Annotated in this window: 15 protein-coding genes; 7 read left to right on the top strand and 8 right to left on the bottom strand. The window is 71.9% G+C overall.

Going from position 1 to position 19,235, the window contains the following annotated elements; translation table 11 throughout:
* Positions 1-210 precede the first annotated feature (210 nt).
* Both ACGF5T_RS02470 and ACGF5T_RS02465 read right to left on the bottom strand, forming a co-directional pair.
* Positions 211-1,797, bottom strand: coding sequence for a S8 family peptidase (locus tag ACGF5T_RS02470; RefSeq protein WP_361017785.1), 1,587 nt, complete (start codon positions 1,795-1,797; stop codon positions 211-213).
* A 226-nt stretch (positions 1,798-2,023) separates the two neighbouring features.
* Entirely contained in the window at positions 2,024-2,854 is an 831-nt protein-coding gene (locus ACGF5T_RS02465) for an oxidoreductase (protein ID WP_356604203.1), read from the bottom strand.
* Between the two features lie 94 nt (positions 2,855-2,948).
* Here ACGF5T_RS02465 and ACGF5T_RS02460 point away from each other — a divergent pair, with 94 nt between their 5' ends.
* Positions 2,949-3,872 (top strand): LysR family transcriptional regulator, encoded by a 924-nt coding sequence (locus ACGF5T_RS02460; RefSeq protein ID WP_356604201.1) that lies wholly within the window; start codon positions 2,949-2,951, stop codon positions 3,870-3,872.
* A gap of 7 nt (positions 3,873-3,879) precedes the next feature.
* Here the strand turns inward: ACGF5T_RS02460 and ACGF5T_RS02455 are convergent, their stop codons facing one another.
* From ACGF5T_RS02455 to ACGF5T_RS02440, 4 genes are all read right to left on the bottom strand, one after another.
* Complete coding sequence (locus tag ACGF5T_RS02455; protein WP_366766071.1) at positions 3,880-6,192, bottom strand: DEAD/DEAH box helicase; 2,313 nt, start codon at positions 6,190-6,192, stop codon at positions 3,880-3,882.
* A gap of 262 nt (positions 6,193-6,454) precedes the next feature.
* Positions 6,455-7,612, bottom strand: a complete 1,158-nt coding sequence (locus tag ACGF5T_RS02450; RefSeq protein WP_366766070.1) for a cellulase family glycosylhydrolase — start codon at positions 7,610-7,612, stop codon at positions 6,455-6,457.
* 471 nt (positions 7,613-8,083) lie between these two features.
* Complete coding sequence (locus ACGF5T_RS02445; RefSeq protein WP_361017777.1) at positions 8,084-9,112, bottom strand: LacI family DNA-binding transcriptional regulator; 1,029 nt, start codon at positions 9,110-9,112, stop codon at positions 8,084-8,086.
* The gene (locus tag ACGF5T_RS02440) at positions 9,109-11,580 is read right to left on the bottom strand and encodes a glycoside hydrolase family 2 protein (RefSeq protein ID WP_366766069.1); all 2,472 of its coding nucleotides are present in this window, start codon (positions 11,578-11,580) and stop codon (positions 9,109-9,111) included. Before ACGF5T_RS02440 ends, ACGF5T_RS02445 begins: the two co-directional genes overlap by 4 nt.
* Positions 11,581-11,848: 268 nt before the next feature.
* Here ACGF5T_RS02440 and ACGF5T_RS02435 point away from each other — a divergent pair, with 268 nt between their 5' ends.
* From ACGF5T_RS02435 to ACGF5T_RS02415, 5 genes are all read left to right on the top strand, one after another.
* A complete protein-coding gene (locus ACGF5T_RS02435) occupies positions 11,849-13,171 on the top strand; it encodes an extracellular solute-binding protein (protein ID WP_361017773.1) in 1,323 nt (440 codons plus the stop codon).
* An 88-nt stretch (positions 13,172-13,259) separates the two neighbouring features.
* Positions 13,260-14,234 (top strand): sugar ABC transporter permease, encoded by a 975-nt coding sequence (locus ACGF5T_RS02430; protein WP_366766068.1) that lies wholly within the window; start codon positions 13,260-13,262, stop codon positions 14,232-14,234.
* Positions 14,231-15,094: a carbohydrate ABC transporter permease gene (locus ACGF5T_RS02425; RefSeq protein WP_356604187.1), complete on the top strand. Its 864-nt coding sequence runs from the start codon at positions 14,231-14,233 to the stop codon at positions 15,092-15,094. Before ACGF5T_RS02430 ends, ACGF5T_RS02425 begins: the two co-directional genes overlap by 4 nt.
* Before the next feature lie 268 nt (positions 15,095-15,362).
* Positions 15,363-15,638 (top strand): hypothetical protein, encoded by a 276-nt coding sequence (locus ACGF5T_RS02420; RefSeq protein WP_366766067.1) that lies wholly within the window; start codon positions 15,363-15,365, stop codon positions 15,636-15,638.
* Complete coding sequence (locus tag ACGF5T_RS02415) at positions 15,635-16,042, top strand: PIN domain-containing protein (protein WP_366766066.1); 408 nt, start codon at positions 15,635-15,637, stop codon at positions 16,040-16,042. Before ACGF5T_RS02420 ends, ACGF5T_RS02415 begins: the two co-directional genes overlap by 4 nt.
* 256 nt (positions 16,043-16,298) lie before the next feature.
* On the opposite strand, the gene ychF is transcribed toward ACGF5T_RS02415, so the two are convergent.
* Entirely contained in the window at positions 16,299-17,387 is a 1,089-nt protein-coding gene (gene ychF / locus ACGF5T_RS02410; RefSeq protein WP_356604181.1) for a redox-regulated ATPase YchF, read from the bottom strand.
* A 176-nt stretch (positions 17,388-17,563) separates the two neighbouring features.
* Between ychF and ACGF5T_RS02405 the strand changes: the two genes are divergently transcribed.
* A complete protein-coding gene (locus ACGF5T_RS02405; protein ID WP_366766065.1) occupies positions 17,564-18,199 on the top strand; it encodes a DUF6542 domain-containing protein in 636 nt (211 codons plus the stop codon).
* A 252-nt stretch (positions 18,200-18,451) separates the two neighbouring features.
* Here the strand turns inward: ACGF5T_RS02405 and ppgK are convergent, their stop codons facing one another.
* Positions 18,452-19,216, bottom strand: coding sequence for a polyphosphate--glucose phosphotransferase (gene ppgK / locus ACGF5T_RS02400; protein WP_366766064.1), 765 nt, complete (start codon positions 19,214-19,216; stop codon positions 18,452-18,454).
* Between the last annotated feature and the right edge of the window lie 19 nt (positions 19,217-19,235).

Below are 19,235 nucleotides of genomic sequence, written 5' to 3'. Positions count from 1 at the left end.
GCGCCGCTGGGGCGGGGCCGGGCCTTCGGACGATCCGGCCGATCACGGAACGCATCGTAAGCGCGCGGGGAACGGGGGCGTCACGCGGCTCACGGCCCGGGAGCCGTGCGCGCGCAGCCGTGCGGCGGCACTCGCGCCTCGTCCCCGCGGCGGGCCGGGTCACCGACCCGGAGCCGTGCCGCGGGGACGAGGGTCACCGCTGAGCGAGGGTCAGAACTGCAGGGCCCAGGCGTCGATCCGCCCGGTGTCGAACGAGGCGTTGTCGCTGACGCGCAGCTTCCACGTGCCGTTCGCGGTCTCGGAGGAGGCGTTCACGGTGTACGTGGTGTCGATGTTGTCGGCGCTGCCGCCGGTGCCGTACGCCTTCAGGGTGTACGCGGTGCCGTCCGGGGCGACCAGCTGGACCTGGAGGTCGCCGATGTACGTGTGGACGATCTTCACCTCGACGGCCAGGGCCGACGGCGCGTTGCCCGCGACGCCGGAGACGGTCACCGGGGACTCGACGGTGGCGTTGTCCCGGACGGTGTAGTCACCGGTGTTCTCGAAGCGGTCGCCGGGCGGGGGCGTGGTGCCGCCGTCGCCGACGTACAGCAGCCGGTTGGGCGAACCGCTGCCGGGGTTGGTGACGACGCCGGTGGTGGCGGCGGACGTCAGTGCGGAGGCGACCTGGGCGGGGGTGGAGGCCGGGTTGTCCGCCAGGTGGAGGGCGGCGGCCCCGGCGACGTGCGGGCTCGCCATGGACGTACCGGAGATGGTGTTGGTGGCGGAGTCGCCGCTGTTCCAGGCCGAGGTGATGGACGAGCCGGGGGCGAAGACGTCCAGCACCGAGCCGTAGTTGGAGTAGCTCGCGCGGGCGTCGCTCGACGTGGTGGCGCCGACCGTGATCGCCTCCGTCACCCGGGCCGGGGACTTGGTGGAGGCGTTGGTGGACTCGTTGCCGGCCGCGACGACGAAGGTGACGCCGGAGGCGATGGCGTTGCGCACGGCCGTGTCGAGGGCGCTGTCCGCGCCGCCGCCGAGGGACATGTTGGCGACGGCCGGCTTGACGGCGTTGCGGGCCACCCAGTCGATGCCGGCGACGACCTGGGCGGTGGTGCCGGAGCCGGAGTTGTCGAGCACCCGGACGCCGACGACCTTGGCCTTCTTGGCGACGCCGTACGCGGTGCCCGCCACGGTGCCGGCGACGTGGGTGCCGTGGCCGTGGCCGTCCTGGGCGGTGTTGTCGTTGTCGATGGCGTCGTAGCCGTTGGAGGCACGGCCACCGAAGTCGGAGTGGGTGATGCGCACACCGGTGTCGATGACGTAGGCCGTCACGCCCTGTCCGGCGCTGTCCGGGTAGGTGTACGAGCCGTTCAGCGGGAGGTTGCGCTGGTCGATGCGGTCCAGACCCCAGGAGGGCGGGTTGGGCTGGGTGCCCGAGATGCGGAAGGTGCGGTCCTGGACGACGGAGGCGACGGCCGGGTCGGCGGCGAGCCGCTCCGCCTCCGACTCGGAGGCCTGGACCGCGTAGCCGTTGAGGGCCTTGGTGTAGGTGCGCTCGATGTCGGCGCCGTACTTCTTCGCCAGGGCGCGGCCCTCGGCGGAACCGGACCTGGCCTCGTCCGCCTTCAGGGTCACGATGTAGCTGCCGGCGACCGCGTTCGCCGCGTCCTGGTACTGGACGCGGCCCTCGGCCGGAGCGGCCCCCGCGGGGAGCGCGGTGACGAGGCTCGCGGCGAGGGCCGCGGAGACCACGGCGCCGGCGGCGGCCAGTCTTCGCCGGGTGGTGCGGTGGGGGGTGGGACGCAGCACTGCCATGTGAGGGGTCCTCCTCAGTCGGTGGTGCGTGGTGGGGTTCGTGCACGCCGAGCAGGCCGCCCCCGGCGACCGTTTGGTCATGGTCATGCCAATTGCGGGGCGACATTGGTGCGTCAGCCGAAAGATTGAGGCTTCCAGAGGAATTGCACAAGAGCCCCGCACGGATGTGCGGGGCCCCATGCCGTATGAGCGGACCGCTTACGGACTCCCCCTCCTGACCGGTCGGTCAGCTGTCGAAGGCGGTGGCCCGGGCGCGCTTCTCCCACGCCTCGACGTCCTCGCGGACCTGGTCCAGGTGGCCGAGGACCGCGCTCACGCCGTCGTCGCCGAGCGGCAGGTGCAGCGGGGTGCGCTCGGCCGCCAGGGCGTCGAGGACCAGCGCCGCCGCCTTGGCGGGGTCGCCGGGCTGGCCCCCGTCGCCGCCGGAGACGAACCCGCGGGTCTCGCCGACCTTGGCGTACAGGCCGCTGTCGGCGCTGATCCCGGCGCTGCCGGCCGCGAAGAGACCGGTGCGGAAGGCGCCCGGCTCGACGATCAGGACCTTGATGCCGAACTCCCGCACCTCGTCCGCGAGCCCCTCCGACATCCCCTCCAGCGCGAACTTCGTGCCGCTGTACGCGGAGAAGCCCGCCACGGACATCTGCCCGCCCATGCTGCTCATCTGCACGATCGCACCCGAACGCCGCTCCCGCATGGACGGCAGCACCGCCCGGGTCAGCGCGGCCGGCCCGAACACGTGCACCTCGAAGAGGGCGCGCAGCTCGTCCTCGCTCGTCTCCTCGAAGGCACCGACGTGCGTGCGGCCCGCGTTGTTGACCAGGACGTCGATCCGCCCGTGCCGCGCGACCACGTCCCGTACGGCGTCCCCGGCGGCGGCCGTGTCGGCGACGTCCAGGCGCAGGGCCTCCAGCTGGTCCGGGTGGGCGGCCACGAGGTCGTCGAGGCGCTCGGGCCGCCGCGCCGCACCGACCACCACGTCCCCGTCCGCCAGCGCCGCCTCGGCGATCGCCCGCCCGAACCCGCTGCTCGCACCGGTGATCAGCCACACCTTGTTCATGCCGACTCCCTCGTCACTCGTGCCCTGCTTCCGACAACAACCCTGCGCTTGAGGCCGGTTGCCCGTCCAAGACCCGCGGTGATAGCCAACGGGCATGACGACGGACGTACATGTGCGGGAGTTGCGCTACTTCGTGGCCGTGGCCGAGGAACTGCACTTCACCCGGGCGGCCGAGCGCCTCTACGTGTCCCAGCCCGCGCTCAGCAAGCAGGTCCGGGCGCTGGAGCGGCAGTTGGGGGCGGAGCTGTTCCGCCGCGAGCCGCGGGGGGTGACGCTCACCGAGGCGGGCACCGCACTGCTGCCGCACGCCCGGCGGGTGCTGGCCGGCTGGGCGGAGGGCTCGGCCGCGGTGGAGGCGGCCCGGGCCGCGCGCCGCGGCACCCTGGTGGTCGGCATGAGCACCAGCCCCGGCCGCGGCGGACTGCTGCCGGCGATCCGCTCCCGCTTCACGGCGGCCCACCCGGACGCGCACGTACGGCTGCGGCAGATGAGCTGGGAGGACCCGACCGCGGGCCTGGCCGACGGCACGGCCGACGTCGCCTACGTGTGGCTGCCGCTGCCCGACGCCGACCGCTACGCGTGGACCGTGATCGCCGAGGAGCCCCGGCTGGTGGCCCTCCCGGACACCCATCCGCTCACCGCCCGCCCCGAGGTCGACTTCGCCGACCTGACCGGCGAACCGTTCCTCGCCCTGCCGCCCGAGGCGGGCGTCCTGCGCGACTTCTGGCTGGCGCTGGACGAGCGGCGCGCCCTGGGCGGGGACGCCGCCCGCCCGCCGCGCGTCGGCGCGGAGATCGCCGGCACCGAGGAGACCTACGAGGCGCTCGTCGCCGGCCTCGGCGTCTGCCTGGTGGCGACGGGCAACGCCCCGCTGATCACCCTGGGCGGCGTGACCACCCGGCCCGTCCGCGGGCTGTCCCCCAGCCGCTACGCCCTCGCCCGGCGCCGCCAGGACGAGGAACGGCCCTTGGTGCGGGGGTACGTGGACGCGTGCCGGAGGGTCGCCGAGCGGGGGTGACGACCGCTCAGGACGCCGGTGCCGGCTGCCCGTCGCCCACGCCCAGCCGGGCCTGCTCCTCCTCGACGATCCGCCGCGCCAGGTCCGTGTCCGACACGTCCACGGCGTCCGGCGTCGCCTCGGCCACCTCGCTGCGCCGGGCGTAGGCGTCGAAGAGGCGGGCCTTCCGCTCCAGCATCCGCACCATCCGCTCGTCGACCCCGCCGGTGGCCAGGAGGCGGTGCACACGGACCGGCCTGACCTGGCCCATGCGGTGGGCGCGGGCGACCGCCTGGTGCTCGATGGTGGGCTTGATCTGGGGCTCGCAGATGATCACCACGGACGCGGCCTGGAGGTTGAGCCCGACGCCCGCCGCCTGGATCTGGGCCAGCAGCACCGCCGGGCCGGGCGCGGCGGTGAACTCGTCGGCGAGCCGTTGCCGTCGCACGGGCGGCACGGAGCCGGTGAGCGGACCGAACACGGGACCGTGCGGGCCGGGTGGGGCGGCAGAGGCGGCGGAGGCGGTGGAGGGGAACGAGGAGGCGGGGCGGGCAGTGGCATCGGCGGGTCCGGGGGCGTCGGCGTCGTCGAGGGGGGCGGTGGGCTCGGCGGGCTCCGTGGGCTCGGTGGGCTCCGTGGCGAGGGCCTCCCGGACCGCGTCCAGGACGTCGCGGAAGTTCGAGAAGACGATGACCTTGAGCCCGTTCTCCCCGGCCTCCCGCACGATCTCCCGGAGCCGGCCGAGCTTGGCGGACTTCTCCGGGTGCGCGTACGCCGCCCTGCGCATCGCCATGAAGTTGCCGTCCCGTACGGCCTCGCGGTAGGCGTCCTGGTCGGCCGCGCTCAGCTCCTCCCACTCGTCCGTGTGCTGGAGACTGGGCAGTTCGGTCAGCACGTCCGCCTGGTTGCGGCGCAGGTAGACGGGCGCGACCGCTTTGCGGAAGGCCACCGAACCGGCCAGCCCCGTACCGTCCTCCAGACGGTCCGCCACCTCGGCGTCGAGCATCCTGACGAGGTTGCGGAACTCGGCCACCCGGTTCTCCATCGGCGTGCCCGTCATGAACAGGACGTGGTCGCACCGCCCGGCCCACCGGTCGACCGCCTGCGACCGCAGGGCCTGCGGGTTCTTCACGGAGTGCGCCTCGTCGACGACCAGCATCCCGAGTGCGTCCGCGCCCGGGGCCGGGAACCCGCGCAGGGCGTCGAAGGTGGTCACGGCGACCCCGCCCCGCTCCCGCCAGTCGGCGAACGCGTCCTGCCGGTCCGGTCCGTGCAGGGGCAGGGCCCGCAGCGTGCTGCGCGCCTCGATCTCCCGCGTCCAGTTGACCAGGACGCTCGCCGGGCACACGACCAGGAAGTGGGTCCGGCCCCCCGCGGCCAGGTGGGCCAGCGCCGCGATGGCCTGGATGGTCTTGCCCAGGCCCATCTCGTCGCCGAGGATCACCCGGCGCCGCGCCAGGGCGAACCGCGCGCCGAACGCCTGGTACCCGCGCAGGGACACCCGGCGGTGGGAGTCGTCGAGCCGCAGGCCCCGTACCCGCTCGGCGATGTCGTCGGGCAGGAAGCCCTCGGCCGCGGCCGTGTCGGGGGCGCGTCCGGCGATCTCGCCGAGCAGGCCGTAGTACTCGGCGGAGCGCAGCTCGAAGTCGGTCCAGGCCGCGAGGTCGCCCGGCGGTCCGCGCAGCAGGTCCACCGAGGCCTGGGCGAGCAGTTCGGGGGTGCCTTCCCGCTCCGCCTCGTCGGTGAGCGACCGGATCGCCGCGACCGCCTCCAGCGCGCGGTTCTTCCGCTCCCGTCCGGCCAGCAGCAACCCGATCCGCCCGGCGGCCGGCCGGGCGTCGGCCAGCAGCGGGTCGAGCCGCCGGACCAGCGCCGCCGCCGCGTCGACCGCGCGCCGCGCCTCGGGGCCCGCCTCGACCAGCACGTGCAGCGCCACGACCAGGGCGGTCGTGCCCGGCTCCGGCCGGTCCACGTCCAGGTGCACGGCGGCGCTCTCCTCGGCGGCCTCGGCCAGCTGCCGCGCGGCGGCGACGATCTGGTCCACGGTCCGCTGCCCCACGCCGGGGATCTGCCGCAGCCGGTAGGGGCCGGCGTCCCGTACGGCCCGGACCGTGCCGAGGCCGCTTCTCTCGACCGCCCCCAGCCGCAGCCGCCCGCCGGTGACGTCCTGCAACCGGGCCACCGGGATGGTCTCCAGGGCCTGGGCCACCGCCGTGTCGTGCAGGGGTTTCAGTGCCGCCCGGACCGCCCCGACGGCCCGCTCGTGGTCCTCCGCCAGCGACCGCGCCGCCTCCCGCAGCCGCGCCCCGCGCGCGACCGTCTCCCGCTCACCGCGCCCCATCCCGTACCGCACTCCCTCCCGGCCCCCGGGAACCGGCCCCCCGGCCCCGCCGCTCAGCCGCCGCGCACCCGCGCACGCACCCCTTGCAGGCCGAACAGTACGAGAAGATCGACCGCGCCTCCGTCGGCGCTGCCCGGCCGGTGCGGCCGGGACCGACGGTACGACGGGCCGGTGACACCGGGGCCGGCGGCCGGCGGGCCCGTGCGGTCCTCCTGCCTCCCCCTCGGGGCAGGAGGACCGCCCGTGGGCGGCGAGAGGGTCGTCAGCGGTCCGCGGCGCCGCCCCGGACGACGCAGGAGCGGTCGCTCTCCCAGCCCCAGCCGTCCCCGTCCGGGTCGGACGAGCCGCCGCTCAGGCAGTACGGGTAGCCGTTGGGTGCGGTGCCGCCGCCCGAGCCGCCCCCGCCGCCGTAGACGGTGGCGGTCCTGGACGTGGCGGCGATGCCGTCGCTGCCGCGCAGGATGCGGTTGCCCCAGCCGGTCGGGCGGGTCGCGTCGAAGCCGGTGACCATGTCGAGGTACTCGACGCCGCCGCCGTTGCCGCTCCACGACCAGCCGATGTATCCGACGCCCAGGGCGCGGGCGGTGGCCATGATCGCGTTCTCGTCGGGGTTGCCGTCGCTGTGCTGGTCGCCGAACTCGCCGACCACGATGGGCAGTTTGTTGTCGACGAAGGCGTGCAGGTAGTCCCGTACCTCGGCGGCGGTGTCGTAGACCCCGTACATGTGGATCGAGAAGATGGTGTTGCGGTCGGGGTCGGAGGCGAGGACGGAGGCGGCGTTGTTCCTCATCGTGCCGGACCAGTCCTGGCCCCAGTTGGGGGCGTCGACCATCAGGGCGTGGTCGATGCCCGCGCCGCGGAGTCTGCCGATCGCCGCCTTGGTCGCGTCGGTCCAGGCGCCGTAGCCGGTGTTGCCGAACGGCTCGTTGCCGATGTTGACGACGACGTAGTCCTCCTGGCCCTCCAGCGCGCTGCGCACGCCGATCCAGTAGTCCGCCGCCCTGTCCAGGGAGGTCGCGGCGCCGTCCTCTCCGTAGCCGGTGGTGTCGTGCACCTCCAGCACGCAGATGACCTTGACGGCCTTGCACCGGCCGATGAGGGAGGAGACCTCGGTGGCACTCGTCCGGGTCCAGCGGTCACCGCTGCTGAGCACGACGCGGACGGTGTTGGCTCCCGTGGCCGCGATGTCGGCGAGGGAAGCAGCCGTGCGGTCGGGGTACCACGCGTGGGCGTGGTTGACCCCGCGCATCACGAAGTCGCTCCCGTCGGCCTCGACCACCCGGCCGTTGCCGACGCGGATACCGGTGGGCGCGGCCTCCGCCGTGCCGGCGGTGGGCCCGGCCAGCGAGACCACCAGGCCGAGGACGGCGGCGAACGCCTCCCCCGCCGTCGTGATGAGGGTGCTTCTCGGCTTTCGCATGTGTCTCCTCGAAGTCGCCGCGCGCCCGATGACAACGATGTCCGACGGCGGCCTCGGTCCTGCGGGCGCGCCTGACGAGCGCTTCACGGGCGCTGGGGGTGTGGAGTGGAGCGGGCACCGGAGAACCGGTCCCGGTGCACGACGGCGGCCTGGGCCGGAGGGAGCCGCGGACGGCTCGTCGCCCCACCATGAGGCACCGCCTGTTCCGCTCATGTCAATAGTCGGTTCGGGATCGGCCCATCGGACATGAGGACGCTTCCCGGAGGGCTCCCGGAAGCCTCTCGGACTAAACCGCTAAACAGGCTGACCAGCACGCCATCACGACAGGGAGTCGACCTTCACCAGCCAAGAAGGTGATTCAGGACCGGTTGACGGCGGCGGGGCGCGACCCTGTGGTCCAGCTTCATTAACCGGTAAATGCTCCGTGTGAAGCGTGGCGCAGGCCCCGCTCCACACACGCGCGTGCCCGCTCTAGGAACGGGGTGAGGCGGTCGAGGCACGCGGCACCAGGGACGGCGTCGCCACCGGCCGGGACGCAACCTGCCGGCCGTCGAGGACCTCGAACAGCACGCGCGTGACCTGGGCCCCGAAGCCGTGCACGTCGTGACTCATCGCGGACAGCGTCGGATGGGTCAGCCGGCACAGCTGGGAGTCGTCCCAGGCCAGCAGGGACAGGTCCTCCGGCACCGAGATGCCCATCTCGGCCGCCACCCCCAGCCCGGCGACGGCCATGATGTCGTTGTCGTAGAGGATCGCCGTGGGCCGTTCCGGGGTCAGCAGCAGGGAACGCGTGGCGCGTGCCCCCTCGTCGCCCGAGAACCCGGTCTCCGCGTGCAGGCCGCCCCGCAGGCCCAGTTCACCCATGGTCTGTTCGAACGCGGTCGTCCGGATGGCGCTGTGCCCGAGGCCTCGGGGGCCGCCCACGTGCGCGATGCGCCGGTGCCCCAGCGCCGCCAGGTAGCGCACCGCCTCGGCGACGGCGGCGGCGTCGTCGGTCCACACGGAGGGGAAGCCCCCGGTCAGGGAGGGGTGGCCGACGGCGACGGCGGGCAGACCGAGCCGCCGCAGCGGCTCGACCCGCGGATCCTCCTGGTGGAAGTCGACCAGGATCGAACCCCCGATCTGCCGCTCCCGCCACCAGCGCTCCTGCAGACCGATCTCCTCCTCCAGCGAGTCGACCAGCCGCAGCAGCAGCGAGCAGTCCCGCTCGGTCAGCACGCTCTCGATGCCGGAGACGAACTCCATGTAGAACGGCTCCAGGCCGAGCAGCCGGGCCGGCCGGCAGATCGCCAGCCCGACGGTGTCGACCGACTGGCGCGACAGGCTCCGGGCCGAGGAGTTGGGCGCCCAGCCCAGTTGCCGGGCCGCCGCGAAGATCCGCTCCCGGGTGGCCTCGGAGACGCCCGGCTTGTGGTTGAACGCCAGGGACACGGCACCCTTCGACACGCCCGCGGCGGCGGCCACGTCCTTGATGGTGACGCGTGCGGAGGGTGCGCTCACGCCGGTGCCACGCAGTACAGTGCGGCGCGTACGGCGTTGGCGCCGGCCTCGGCCGCGCCCACGACCCGCAGCCGGGCCCGTTCTCCGGGGAGCAGGGTGCGCAGTCCGGTGTCGCAGACCGCGTCCGGGCCGAGCCGGTCGGCCTGCAGGAGAAGGTCACGTACGAGAGTGTGTGCTGTCACCACGACCTCGACACTACCCGTCCCCCCACCGACCGGAGACTCCACGGCGACGTCGTAGCGAGGGGCCGGATACGCGAAGTCCTTGTCCGGTACCGGCACATGCAGGGCGCGCAGCTCGCGGCAGTCGGCGACGAGGAGTTCCTTGCCCGAGCGCTCGTCCGGCGCCAGTTCCCGCGGCACGTCCTGCCGGTGCACCGAGCGGGGACCGACGGTCAGGTCGAGGACCAGGTCCGCCATCTCGGTGCCGTCCGCCCGCATCCGGCGCAGGGTCACCTGGGCCTGCCACGGCTCCGCTGCCTGGTTGACGACGGCGAGGACCGGGCCGTCGGTGCCCGGCTGGAGCGTGAGGAGGCGGTCCGCGTAGACCCGGCGCAGCTCGTGGTACAGGGGCTTGGGGCGGCCGTCGCCGTCGATGGCGGCCCAGGAGCTGACCGGCCAGCAGTCGTTGATCTGCCACACGACGGTGCCGGCGCAGACCGGCCAGTGCGCACGCCAGTGTTCGATGCCGGCGGCGACGGCGCGGGCCTGCACGACCTGGGTGAGGTAGTGCCAGCGGTCGAAGTCGTCCGCGGGCAGGTCGAAGTGGCGTTCGACGCCCCGGTTCAGTTTGCCGTTGCCGTCCTCGGCCTTCTGATGGTGCAGCATGCCGGGCGAGTCGGGTGCGAGCCGTTCGCCGGGCAGCGCGCGCCGCAGGGTCGCCATGGTGGGGGGCGCCTGCCAGCCGAACTCCGAGACGAAACGGGGGACGGAGTCGCGGTACTCGGCGTAGTCCCGGCGGTTCCAGACCTCCCAGGAGTGGTGGGTCCCGTGGGCGGGGTCGTTGGGATGGTGCTCCCACGATCCGGACCAGGGGCTGCCCGCGGTGTAGGGCCGGGTCGGATCGAGTTCGGCGACGACGCGGGGCAGCAGGTCCAGGTAGTAGCCGCCGCCCCAGGAGTCCCCGGCGAGCGCGGGCTCCCAGTCCCAGTCCCGGAAGCCCCACAGGTTCTCGTTGTTGCCGTTCCACAGCACGAGGCTCGGGTGCGGCATCAGCCGGACAACGTTGTCCCGGGCCTCCGCCTCCACCTCGCCGCGCAGGGGCTGCTCCTCGGGATAGGCGGAGCAGGCGAAGAGGAAGTCCTGCCAGACCATGAGGCCCAGTTCGTCGCAGACGTCGTAGAAGGCGTCGTCCTCGTAGATGCCGCCGCCCCAGATCCGCACCAGGTCCACCCCGGCCTCGGCCGTCTGGCGCAGCCGGGTGCGGTAGCGCTCGGGCGTGATCCGGGAGGGGAAGACGTCGTCGGGGATCCAGTTCACGCCGCGGGCGAAGACGCGGACGCCGTTGACGACCAGGGTGAACCCGGTGCCGTGCTCGTCCGGGGAGCGGTCGAGTTCCACGGTGCGGAAGCCGATCCGCCGGCGCCAGGAGTCCAGGCGCCGGCCTTCGGCCCCCTCCGCGGTCCCGTGCCCGGCCCCCCTCGCGCCCTCGTCCCCCGACCCCTCCTCGGTCAGTACGACCTCCAGCTCGTGCAGCGGTTGTGCGCCGTAGCCGCGCGGCCACCACAGGGAGACGTCGGGCACGTCGAGCGTCAGCACGGCCCGCGTCCCCTCGACGGCGGCGTGGGCCTCGACGCCTCCTACGGTGGCGCGCACGGCGAGACGACGGTCCGCGCCCTGTGCGGTGCGCTCGACCTCGACCCGCACCTCGACCCGGCCGGTGCCGTCCTCGACGGTCACCAGCGGACGCACCGCGGCCAGCCGCGCCGTCGACCAGCGCTCCAGCCGGACCGGACGCCAGATGCCGGCGGTGACCAGCGTCGGTCCCCAGTCCCAGCCGAAGGAGCACGCCATCTTGCGGATGTACTGGAACGGCTCGGGGTAGACGTTGGGCCGCTCCCCCGTCAGCGCGCGCACCGACGCGGCCTCGTCGTAGGCGGAGGCGAAGTCCACCGACAGCGGCCCGTGGTGGTCGGTGACGTCGAAGCGGTAGCGGCGGTGCATGTTGCGGGTGCGTCCCAGCTCCCGCCCGTCCAGCGTGATGGTCGCGGCCGTGTCCAGCCCGTCGAAGACGAGGTCGGTCCGCTCGTGCGCGTCGGCGGCGGTGTCGGTGGCGGGGAGGTCGCGGACGTAGGTCCAGGAACGCCGTCCGACCCAGGCGACCTCCGGCTCGTCGACGCCGAGGAAGGGGTCGGGGATGAGACCGGCGGCGAGCAGATCGGTGTGGACACAGCCGGGGACCCGGGCGGGCAGCGGACCGTCGCTGTGGCGCAGGCTCCAGCCCTCGGCGAGCTGGACGACTTCCTTCATGTGCGGCTCCTTAGGCGGGACGGGCCCGGTTTCGTGGGCGACGCGGCTCAACTTAACCCCCGTCAAGTGAACCGGTCTAGCCCTCTCTTCGCGTCCCCTTCCCCGACAAGGGCACTGATGAGGCCGCGCACTTCGCACCGCCCGCATCCGTGCAGGTAACGATTGGGTATCGCGGTGAAGGCATGAGCTTTACCGGTTCACGGGCGGCTGCCATAGTCGCCGACAACCACCGGAGCCCGAGCCGTAGTCCCTGGAAGGAGCTGGGCACATGGGGAAGAAGACGCTGGGCGTCGCTCTGCTCACCACCGCGATGCTGACCGTCGCGGGGTGCAGCGGGGGCGGGAGCCCGAACGCCGACGAGACAGCCGCCGCGCCGGTCAACCCGGACGGCGTCTCGGGGGACATCACCGTCCTGACCAATCGCACCGACCTGATCCAGGACGGGACGATGAAGAGGTACGCGGCCGAGTTCAACAGGACCTACCCCGAGGTGAAGGTCGAGTTCGAGGGCCTCACCGACTACGAGGGCGAGGTGAAGATCCGCATGAACACCGAGGACTACGGCGACGTCCTGCTGATCCCCGGGGTGATCCCCAAGGGCGACTACCCGAAGTTCTTCGCGCCGCTGGGCGACACCGCGACGATGAGGAGCACGTACCGCTTCACCGACAAGACCGACGTCGACGGCAGGACGTACGGGATCGCCACCTTCGGCACCGCCAACGGCTTCGTCTACAACAAGGCGCTGTGGAAGCGGGCCGGCATCTCCGAGTGGCCGACGACGCCGCGGCAGTTCCTGGACGACCTCAGGGCCGTCGAGCGGAAGACCGATGCCACGCCGTACTACACCAACTTCAAGGACGGCTGGCCGCTCAGCGGCACCTGGACCAACAGCGTCGGCTCGGTCAGCTGCGACAGCCAGGCCTCGGACAAGCTGGCCGAGATGGACAAGCCCTGGGAGGAGGGCACCGACCTGCACGCGCTGGACACCCTCCTGCACGACATCGTCCACGAGAAGCTGTCGGAGAAGGACCCGGCCACCACCAACTGGGAGAGCTCGAAGACCCTGTTGGCCAAGGGCGAGGTGGGCAGCATGATGCTCGGTTCCTGGGCGATCAACCAGATGCGGGACGCGGCCGAGAAGGCCGGTGAGAACCCCGACGACATCGGCTTCATGCCCGTCCCGGCCCAGGAGGGCGGCCGGTTCTGCGCCACCCTGGTCTCCGACTACCAGCAGGCGGTGAACGTCCACTCCGACCACAAGAGCGCGGCACGGGCCTGGATCGACTGGTTCACCGAGAAGTCGGGGTACGCGGCGAAGGAGGGCGCGGTCTCCGCCCTGAAGTCCGAGGGGATGCCGGACACCCTCCAGGAGTACGTAGACAACGATGTCAAGATCGTGGAGCGGTCGGAGGCGCGGACGGCCGAGGTCAACGCCATCGACAACGCCTCCGAGATCGGCCTGGCCAAGCCCGACTACCGCCAGAAGCTGATCGACATCGCGCGCGGCGCCGTGGACGGGACGCTCGACGGCTACTTCGACGAACTGGACGAGCGCTGGTCCGAGGCGAGGCGGACGGCCGGCTCCTGAACCGTCGCCCAGCCGGGTCCCTCCCGCCCACGGGAGGGACTCCGCGCCCCGTTCCCCTCAGCGGACGACGAAAGGCCCTGGCTCCGCAATGACCCGTACCGCCTCCACCGCATCCCCGCCCGCGCCGGCCGCCGAGAAGGAGGGGGCCGCCGGGCGACGATCCCGCCACCGCACACCGCGCGGATCCTCGTGGCGTGACCGGCCATGGCGCCGCGTCACCCCGTGGCTGTTCCTCCTGGCCCCGCTGGCCCTGCTGGTCACGTTCACCTACGTGCCGGTGGGCAACATGATCTTCTACAGCTTCACCGACTGGGACGGCGTCAGCCCCGACCGGAACTTCGTCGGCGGCGACAACTACACCGAGCTGTTCACCCGGCCCGAACTCTTCAAGGTCTTCGCGGTCAGCCTCTACTACCTCGCGGCCTCCGTCGTGCAGATCGTCGTGGCCCTGTACTTCGCCACCGTCCTCAGCTTCGACCTGCGCTTCAGGAACCTGTTCAAGGGCATCCTGTTCTTCCCGTACCTGATCAACGGGGTCGCGATCGGCTTCGTCTTCCTCTACTTCTTCCAGGACGGCGGCACCCTCGACTCCGTCCTGTCCTGGTTCGGCGCCGACGGCGACCACGCCTGGCTCGGCACCCCGGAGTCCGCCAACACCTCGCTGGCCGGCGTGTCCGTGTGGCGCTTCACCGGCCTCAACTTCGTCCTGTTCCTCGGCGCGATCCAGTCCATCCCGGGGGAGCTCTACGAGGCGGCCCAACTCGACGGCGCGAGTCGGTGGCAGCAGTTCCGGCACATCATCGCGCCGGGCATCAGGCCGGTGCTGAGCCTGAGCGTCATCCTGGCGGTCTCCGGCTCGCTGTCCGTCTTCGAGATCCCGTACATCATGACCGGCGGCGCGACCGAGACCTCGACGTTCGTCATCCAGACGGTGAAGTTCGCCTTCCAGTTCAACAAGACCGGCCTGGCCTCCGCCTGCGCGGTGGTGCTGCTGGCCCTCATCCTGCTGATCACCTGGATCCAGCGCCGTATCGTGCCCGACGAGAGGGTGGACCTCGTATGACCATCGCCGCCCCCGAGCGGAACCAGGCCCGCAGGCGCCCCCGCGTCGGCGCCGCGCTCACCTATCTTTCGCTGATCATCGCCTCCCTCGTCGTCCTCGTGCCCCTCCTCGTGGTGTTCCTCACCTCGCTGAAGTCCTACGACGAGATCTCCGACGGACAGGGCGCCCTGTCCCTGCCGGACGACTGGCTGAACTTCTCCAACTACGCCACGGCGTTCACCGACGGCCACCTGCTGACGGCCTTCGGCAACACCGCCTTCATCCTGCTGTTCTCCATCACCGGCACCGTGGTCATCGGCTCCATGACGGCGTACGCCATCGACCGCTTCGACTTCCGCCTCAAGCGTCTCGTCATGGCGCTGTTCCTGATCGCCACCCTGGTCCCCGGCGTGACCACCCAGGTCGCCACCTTCCAGGTCGTCAACAGCTTCGGCCTCTTCGACACCCGCTGGGCGCCGATCCTGCTGTACATGGGCACCGACATCGTGTCGATCTACATCTTCCTGCAGTTCATCCGCGGGATCCCGAAATCCCTCGACGAGGCGGCCCGACTCGACGGCGCCAACTCCTTCACCATCTACCGCAAGATCATTTTCCCGCTGCTCAAGCCGGCGGTCGCGACCGTGGTCATCATCAAGGGCATCACCACGTACAACGACTTCTACATCCCGTTCCTCTACATGCCCTCCGAGGAACTCGGCACGATGTCCACGGCCCTGTTCCGCTTCAAGGGCCCCTTCGGGGCGCACTGGGAGAACATCTCCGCCGGCGCCGTCCTCGTGATCCTCCCGACCCTGCTGATCTTCCTGTTCCTCCAGCGCTACATCTACAACGGGTTCGCGCGGGGGGCCACCAAGTAGGACACGTCCCCGCTGACGAAGAAGTCGCCGAAGCCGGCCGCGACGTACTCAGGGACGCGCAACACACGCCCGCTTCGACCGCTCCCCCTCCAGCCGGCTGCGTCCCGGGCGAAAGAGCAGCGGCAAGGCGGCGGATCGCCGGTTACCGAAACCGGTGGTCCGCCTCCTCCCCTCAGCGCCATGTCGACTTCACATCACCCAGCCGCCCCGGATACGGGTCGCGCAGCACTCCCGACCCTGTAATAGTTTCTGTACTGGACTTGCGCCCATGAAGTCACCCCGCCCCGGCGGCACGGAGAACATCTCCGTCTCGATGCCCTCGGAACTCCTCGGTGCTCTGCGCACCCGTACCGGCAAGCGCGGCGTGTCCGCGTACGTGACGGCGGCGGTCCGGTATCAGCTCGCCGTGGACGGCTTCGCCGAGATCGTGGCCACCTACGAAGCCGAGCACGAGCCGCTGAGCGAGGCCGAAGTGCAGGCGGCACAGAGCGAACTGTTCGGCGACGCCCCGGCCCCCTACGCATCGGACGACAGCGCCGCATGAAGGAGCCTGCGGCCAGGTCCCTGGTGCTCGACTCCCAGGCGCTGTCTCTGCTGCTGCGCAACGATCGCCAGATGATCACCCGGATCGAGGCTGCTCGGCGCGTGGGCGTACCCGTCCTCGTATCGGCCCTGACGGTGGTGGAAGCCGTCCACGGGAAGACGGACACCGCCCGACTGCGGTGGCTGCTCTCCCGCCTTCAGGTCCAGGACGTCACCCAGGCGGACGGTCTCACCGCGGTGCAGCTGCTGAGCGATGCCGGCGGCCTGCACGGCCACACGTACGCCATCGACGCCCTCGTCGCCGCGATGGCGCTCCGCTCCCCGGCACCCGTCCTCGTGCTGACCGCGAACCGCGACGACTGGTCGAGACTGTGCGGCGACCGCGTGCAGATCAAGGACGTCTGACCTCGGCGTCCCCACCGGGCGTGCTCGCGATTCGTCACGAGAACCGTCTGGCCGTGCCGACCCCCTTGCCAGAGCCGGCAGCCGGCGTCCCAAGGTTCAGCCACTCACCGGAGCGGATCCCCTCGCCGACAGGCCTCCACGTCCCGGCACCATCCCAGCACGGGAAAAGACAAAGGGCCCGACCTCGAAGAGTCGGGCCCCTTCTGACCTGCATGTCTGTCAGATCAGTGACGTGGTGAGCGTCAGACGTCAGCCGTCAGACGTTGAAGCGGAACTCCACCACGTCCCCGTCCTGCATCACGTACTCCTTGCCCTCCATGCGGGCCTTGCCCTTGGCGCGGGCCTCGGCGACCGAGCCGGTGGCGACCAGGTCGTCGAAGGAGATGACCTCGGCCTTGATGAAGCCCTTCTGGAAGTCGGTGTGGATGACACCGGCGGCCTCGGGGGCGGTGGCGCCCTTCTTGATGGTCCAGGCGCGGGATTCCTTGGGGCCTGCCGTGAGGTAGGTCTGCAGGCCGAGGGTGTTGAAGCCGACGTGGGCGAGGGTGGCGAGGCCGGGCTCGTCCTGGCCGACGGACTGGAGGAGCTCCAGGGCCTCGTCCTCGTCCAGCTCGGCGAGGTCCTGCTCCAGCTTGGCGTTGAGGAAGATCGCCTCGGCGGGGGCGACCAGGGCGCGCTGCTCGTTCTTGAAGTCCTCGTCGGTCAGCTCGTCCTCGTCGACGTTGAAGACGTAGAGGAAGGGCTTGGTGGTGAGGAGGTGCAGGTCGTGGAGGAGCTCCGCGCGGTCGCTGCCCTGGAGGATGCCGTGGGCGAAGAGCGTGTCGCCCTTCTCCAGGATCTCCTTGGCCTCCTCGACGGCCTTCACCTTCGGCGCGACGTCCTTCTTGATGCGCGACTCCTTCTGGAGGCGCGGCAGGACCTTCTCGATGGTCTGGAGGTCCGCGAGGATCAGCTCGGTGTTGATCGTCTCGATGTCGTCCTTCGGCGAGACCTTGCCGTCGACGTGGACGACGTTCTCGTCCTTGAAGGCGCGGATGACCTGGCAGATCGCGTCGGACTCGCGGATGTTGGCCAGGAACTTGTTGCCCAGGCCCTCGCCCTCGCTCGCCCCGCGCACGATGCCCGCGATGTCGACGAAGTCGACGGTGGCCGGGAGGACCTTCTCCGAGGAGAAGATCTCGGCCAGCTTCGTCAGGCGGGGGTCGGGGACGCCCACCACGCCGACGTTGGGCTCGATCGTGGCGAACGGGTAGTTGGCCGCGAGCACGTCGTTCTTGGTCAGGGCGTTGAACAGGGTCGACTTGCCGACATTCGGCAGACCGACGATTCCGATCGTGAGCGACACGTTGCGACTTCCCGTACGTGAGGATGCGGAGGAGTGGGGCGGGCCAGGCAGGGCCGATCCACCAGTCTACGGGGTGGCCGGTACCGCCCCGGCGTGGCGTCGAACGCTCGGCCAAGCTCTGGCCGACGGCGTGTCTGTCGGCCTATTCGGCACATAAACAGACCTAAGTTGGTCCAGTGGAGCAACACGGGACGCGACCTGCGCAGTACGGACCGCGACGGGGTCGGGCGCCGCTGCCCCCGCAGGGGCGGGGAGCGGGCGGCGCCGCGGCCGGGCGGGCCGTCGCCCGGCCGGGCGGCGGGCCCGGTGCGGGTGGCGGGCGCAGGCCGGCCACGGCTCGACCGGCGCAGGCGCGGCCGGCTCCGGCGGCGCGGCCCGGCCCCCCGGTGGCGCGGGCGGTGCGTGCCCTGCGCCAGATGCCCGATCCCCGGCTGACCGGGCTGGGCAGCGGTCTGTTCTGCGCGGCGGTGATGCTCGTGCTCGGCTTCCTCGACCAGGTGCTGTTCGGCGCGTCCCTCACGGTGTACGGCGTGCTGTTCCTGCCGGTGTGCCTGCTCACCGCGCTCTGGGTGCGCCGGGGCGACCTGCTGACGGCCCCCGTCGTCGTGCCGATCGCCTTCGCCGTGGGCCTGGTGACCGTCGCCGAGAGCGGCGAGGGGCTGGGCGGGCGGCTAATGGGGCTCGTGACCGCCCTGGCCACGGAGGCGGGCTGGCTCTACGGCGGGACCCTGGTCGCGGGGGTGACCGTGCTCGTCCGCCGGATCCGGCTGATGCGTCGCCGGGCCGCCGCGCGGAGGCACCCGCCGGTGTGACGAAGGCCGGCCGGCCGGTGTGACGGGGGGCGGCTGAGAGGACGTAGGGCGGAGGGGCAGAGGGGCGGCAGGTGAGCCGGGCGGGCGGGCGGGTCAGGTGGCCTCGTGCACAGGCCGGGCGGCCTGGTGCACAGGTCAGGCGGCGGCCGGTTCCGCCGCCCCGGACGGCCTGTGGACCCGACGCCTGCCAGAACGCCCCGGAACACGCGCAAGCCCGCCCCGGCCGGCCCGCGGCACCCGCCCTCCGCCCCGTCAACCGGCGCTGCCGCGGCCCGCTGCCTCCGCCGCGTGCATCGCCGCTCCCACGATGCCCGCGTTGTTCTGGAGCTCGGCGGGCACGATCTCCGCCTTGATGCCCTCGATGTGGGGCAGGAACTTGTGCGCCTTGCGGCTGACGCCGCCGCCGATGACGAACAGCTCGGGCGAGAAGAGCATCTCGACGTGGGCGAGGTACTTCTGCACGCGGTGGGCCCAGTGCTCCCACGACATGTCGTGGTCCTCCTTGACCTTGCTGGAGGCGCGCTTCTCCGCGTCGTGGCCCTCCAGCTCCAGGTGGCCCAGCTCGCTGTTGGGCACGAGGACGCCGTCGGTGAAGACGGCGCTGCCGATGCCGGTGCCGAAGGTGAGGAGGATGACCGTGCCCTTGCGGTCCCGGCCGGCGCCGAAGCGCATCTCGGCGACGCCCGCCGCGTCGGCGTCGTTGACGACCGTCACGTCCAGCCCGCCCAGCCGCTCGGCGAACAGGGCCCGCGCGTCCGTGTCGATCCAGCCCTTGTCCACGTTGGCCGCGGTGCGGACGGTCGCGCCGCCCGTGACCACGCCCGGGAAGGTCAGCCCGACCGGGCCGGTCCAGCCGAAGTGCTCGACAACCTGCTTCACCCCGTCGGCCACGCCGTCGGGGGTCGCGGGATGCGGGGTCAGCACCTTGTGGCGCTCCTGGGCCAGGTCGCCCCTGTCGAGGTCCACAGGGGCGCCCTTGATCCCGGATCCGCCGATGTCCACGCCGAAGATCTGCATGGCCCCACGTTACGACGGA

This window comes from Streptomyces sp. NPDC047853 (assembly GCF_043204535.1).
In the GTDB taxonomy this organism is placed as follows: domain Bacteria; phylum Actinomycetota; class Actinomycetes; order Streptomycetales; family Streptomycetaceae; genus Streptomyces.
This window is presented reverse-complemented; position numbering and strand designations above follow the sequence as displayed.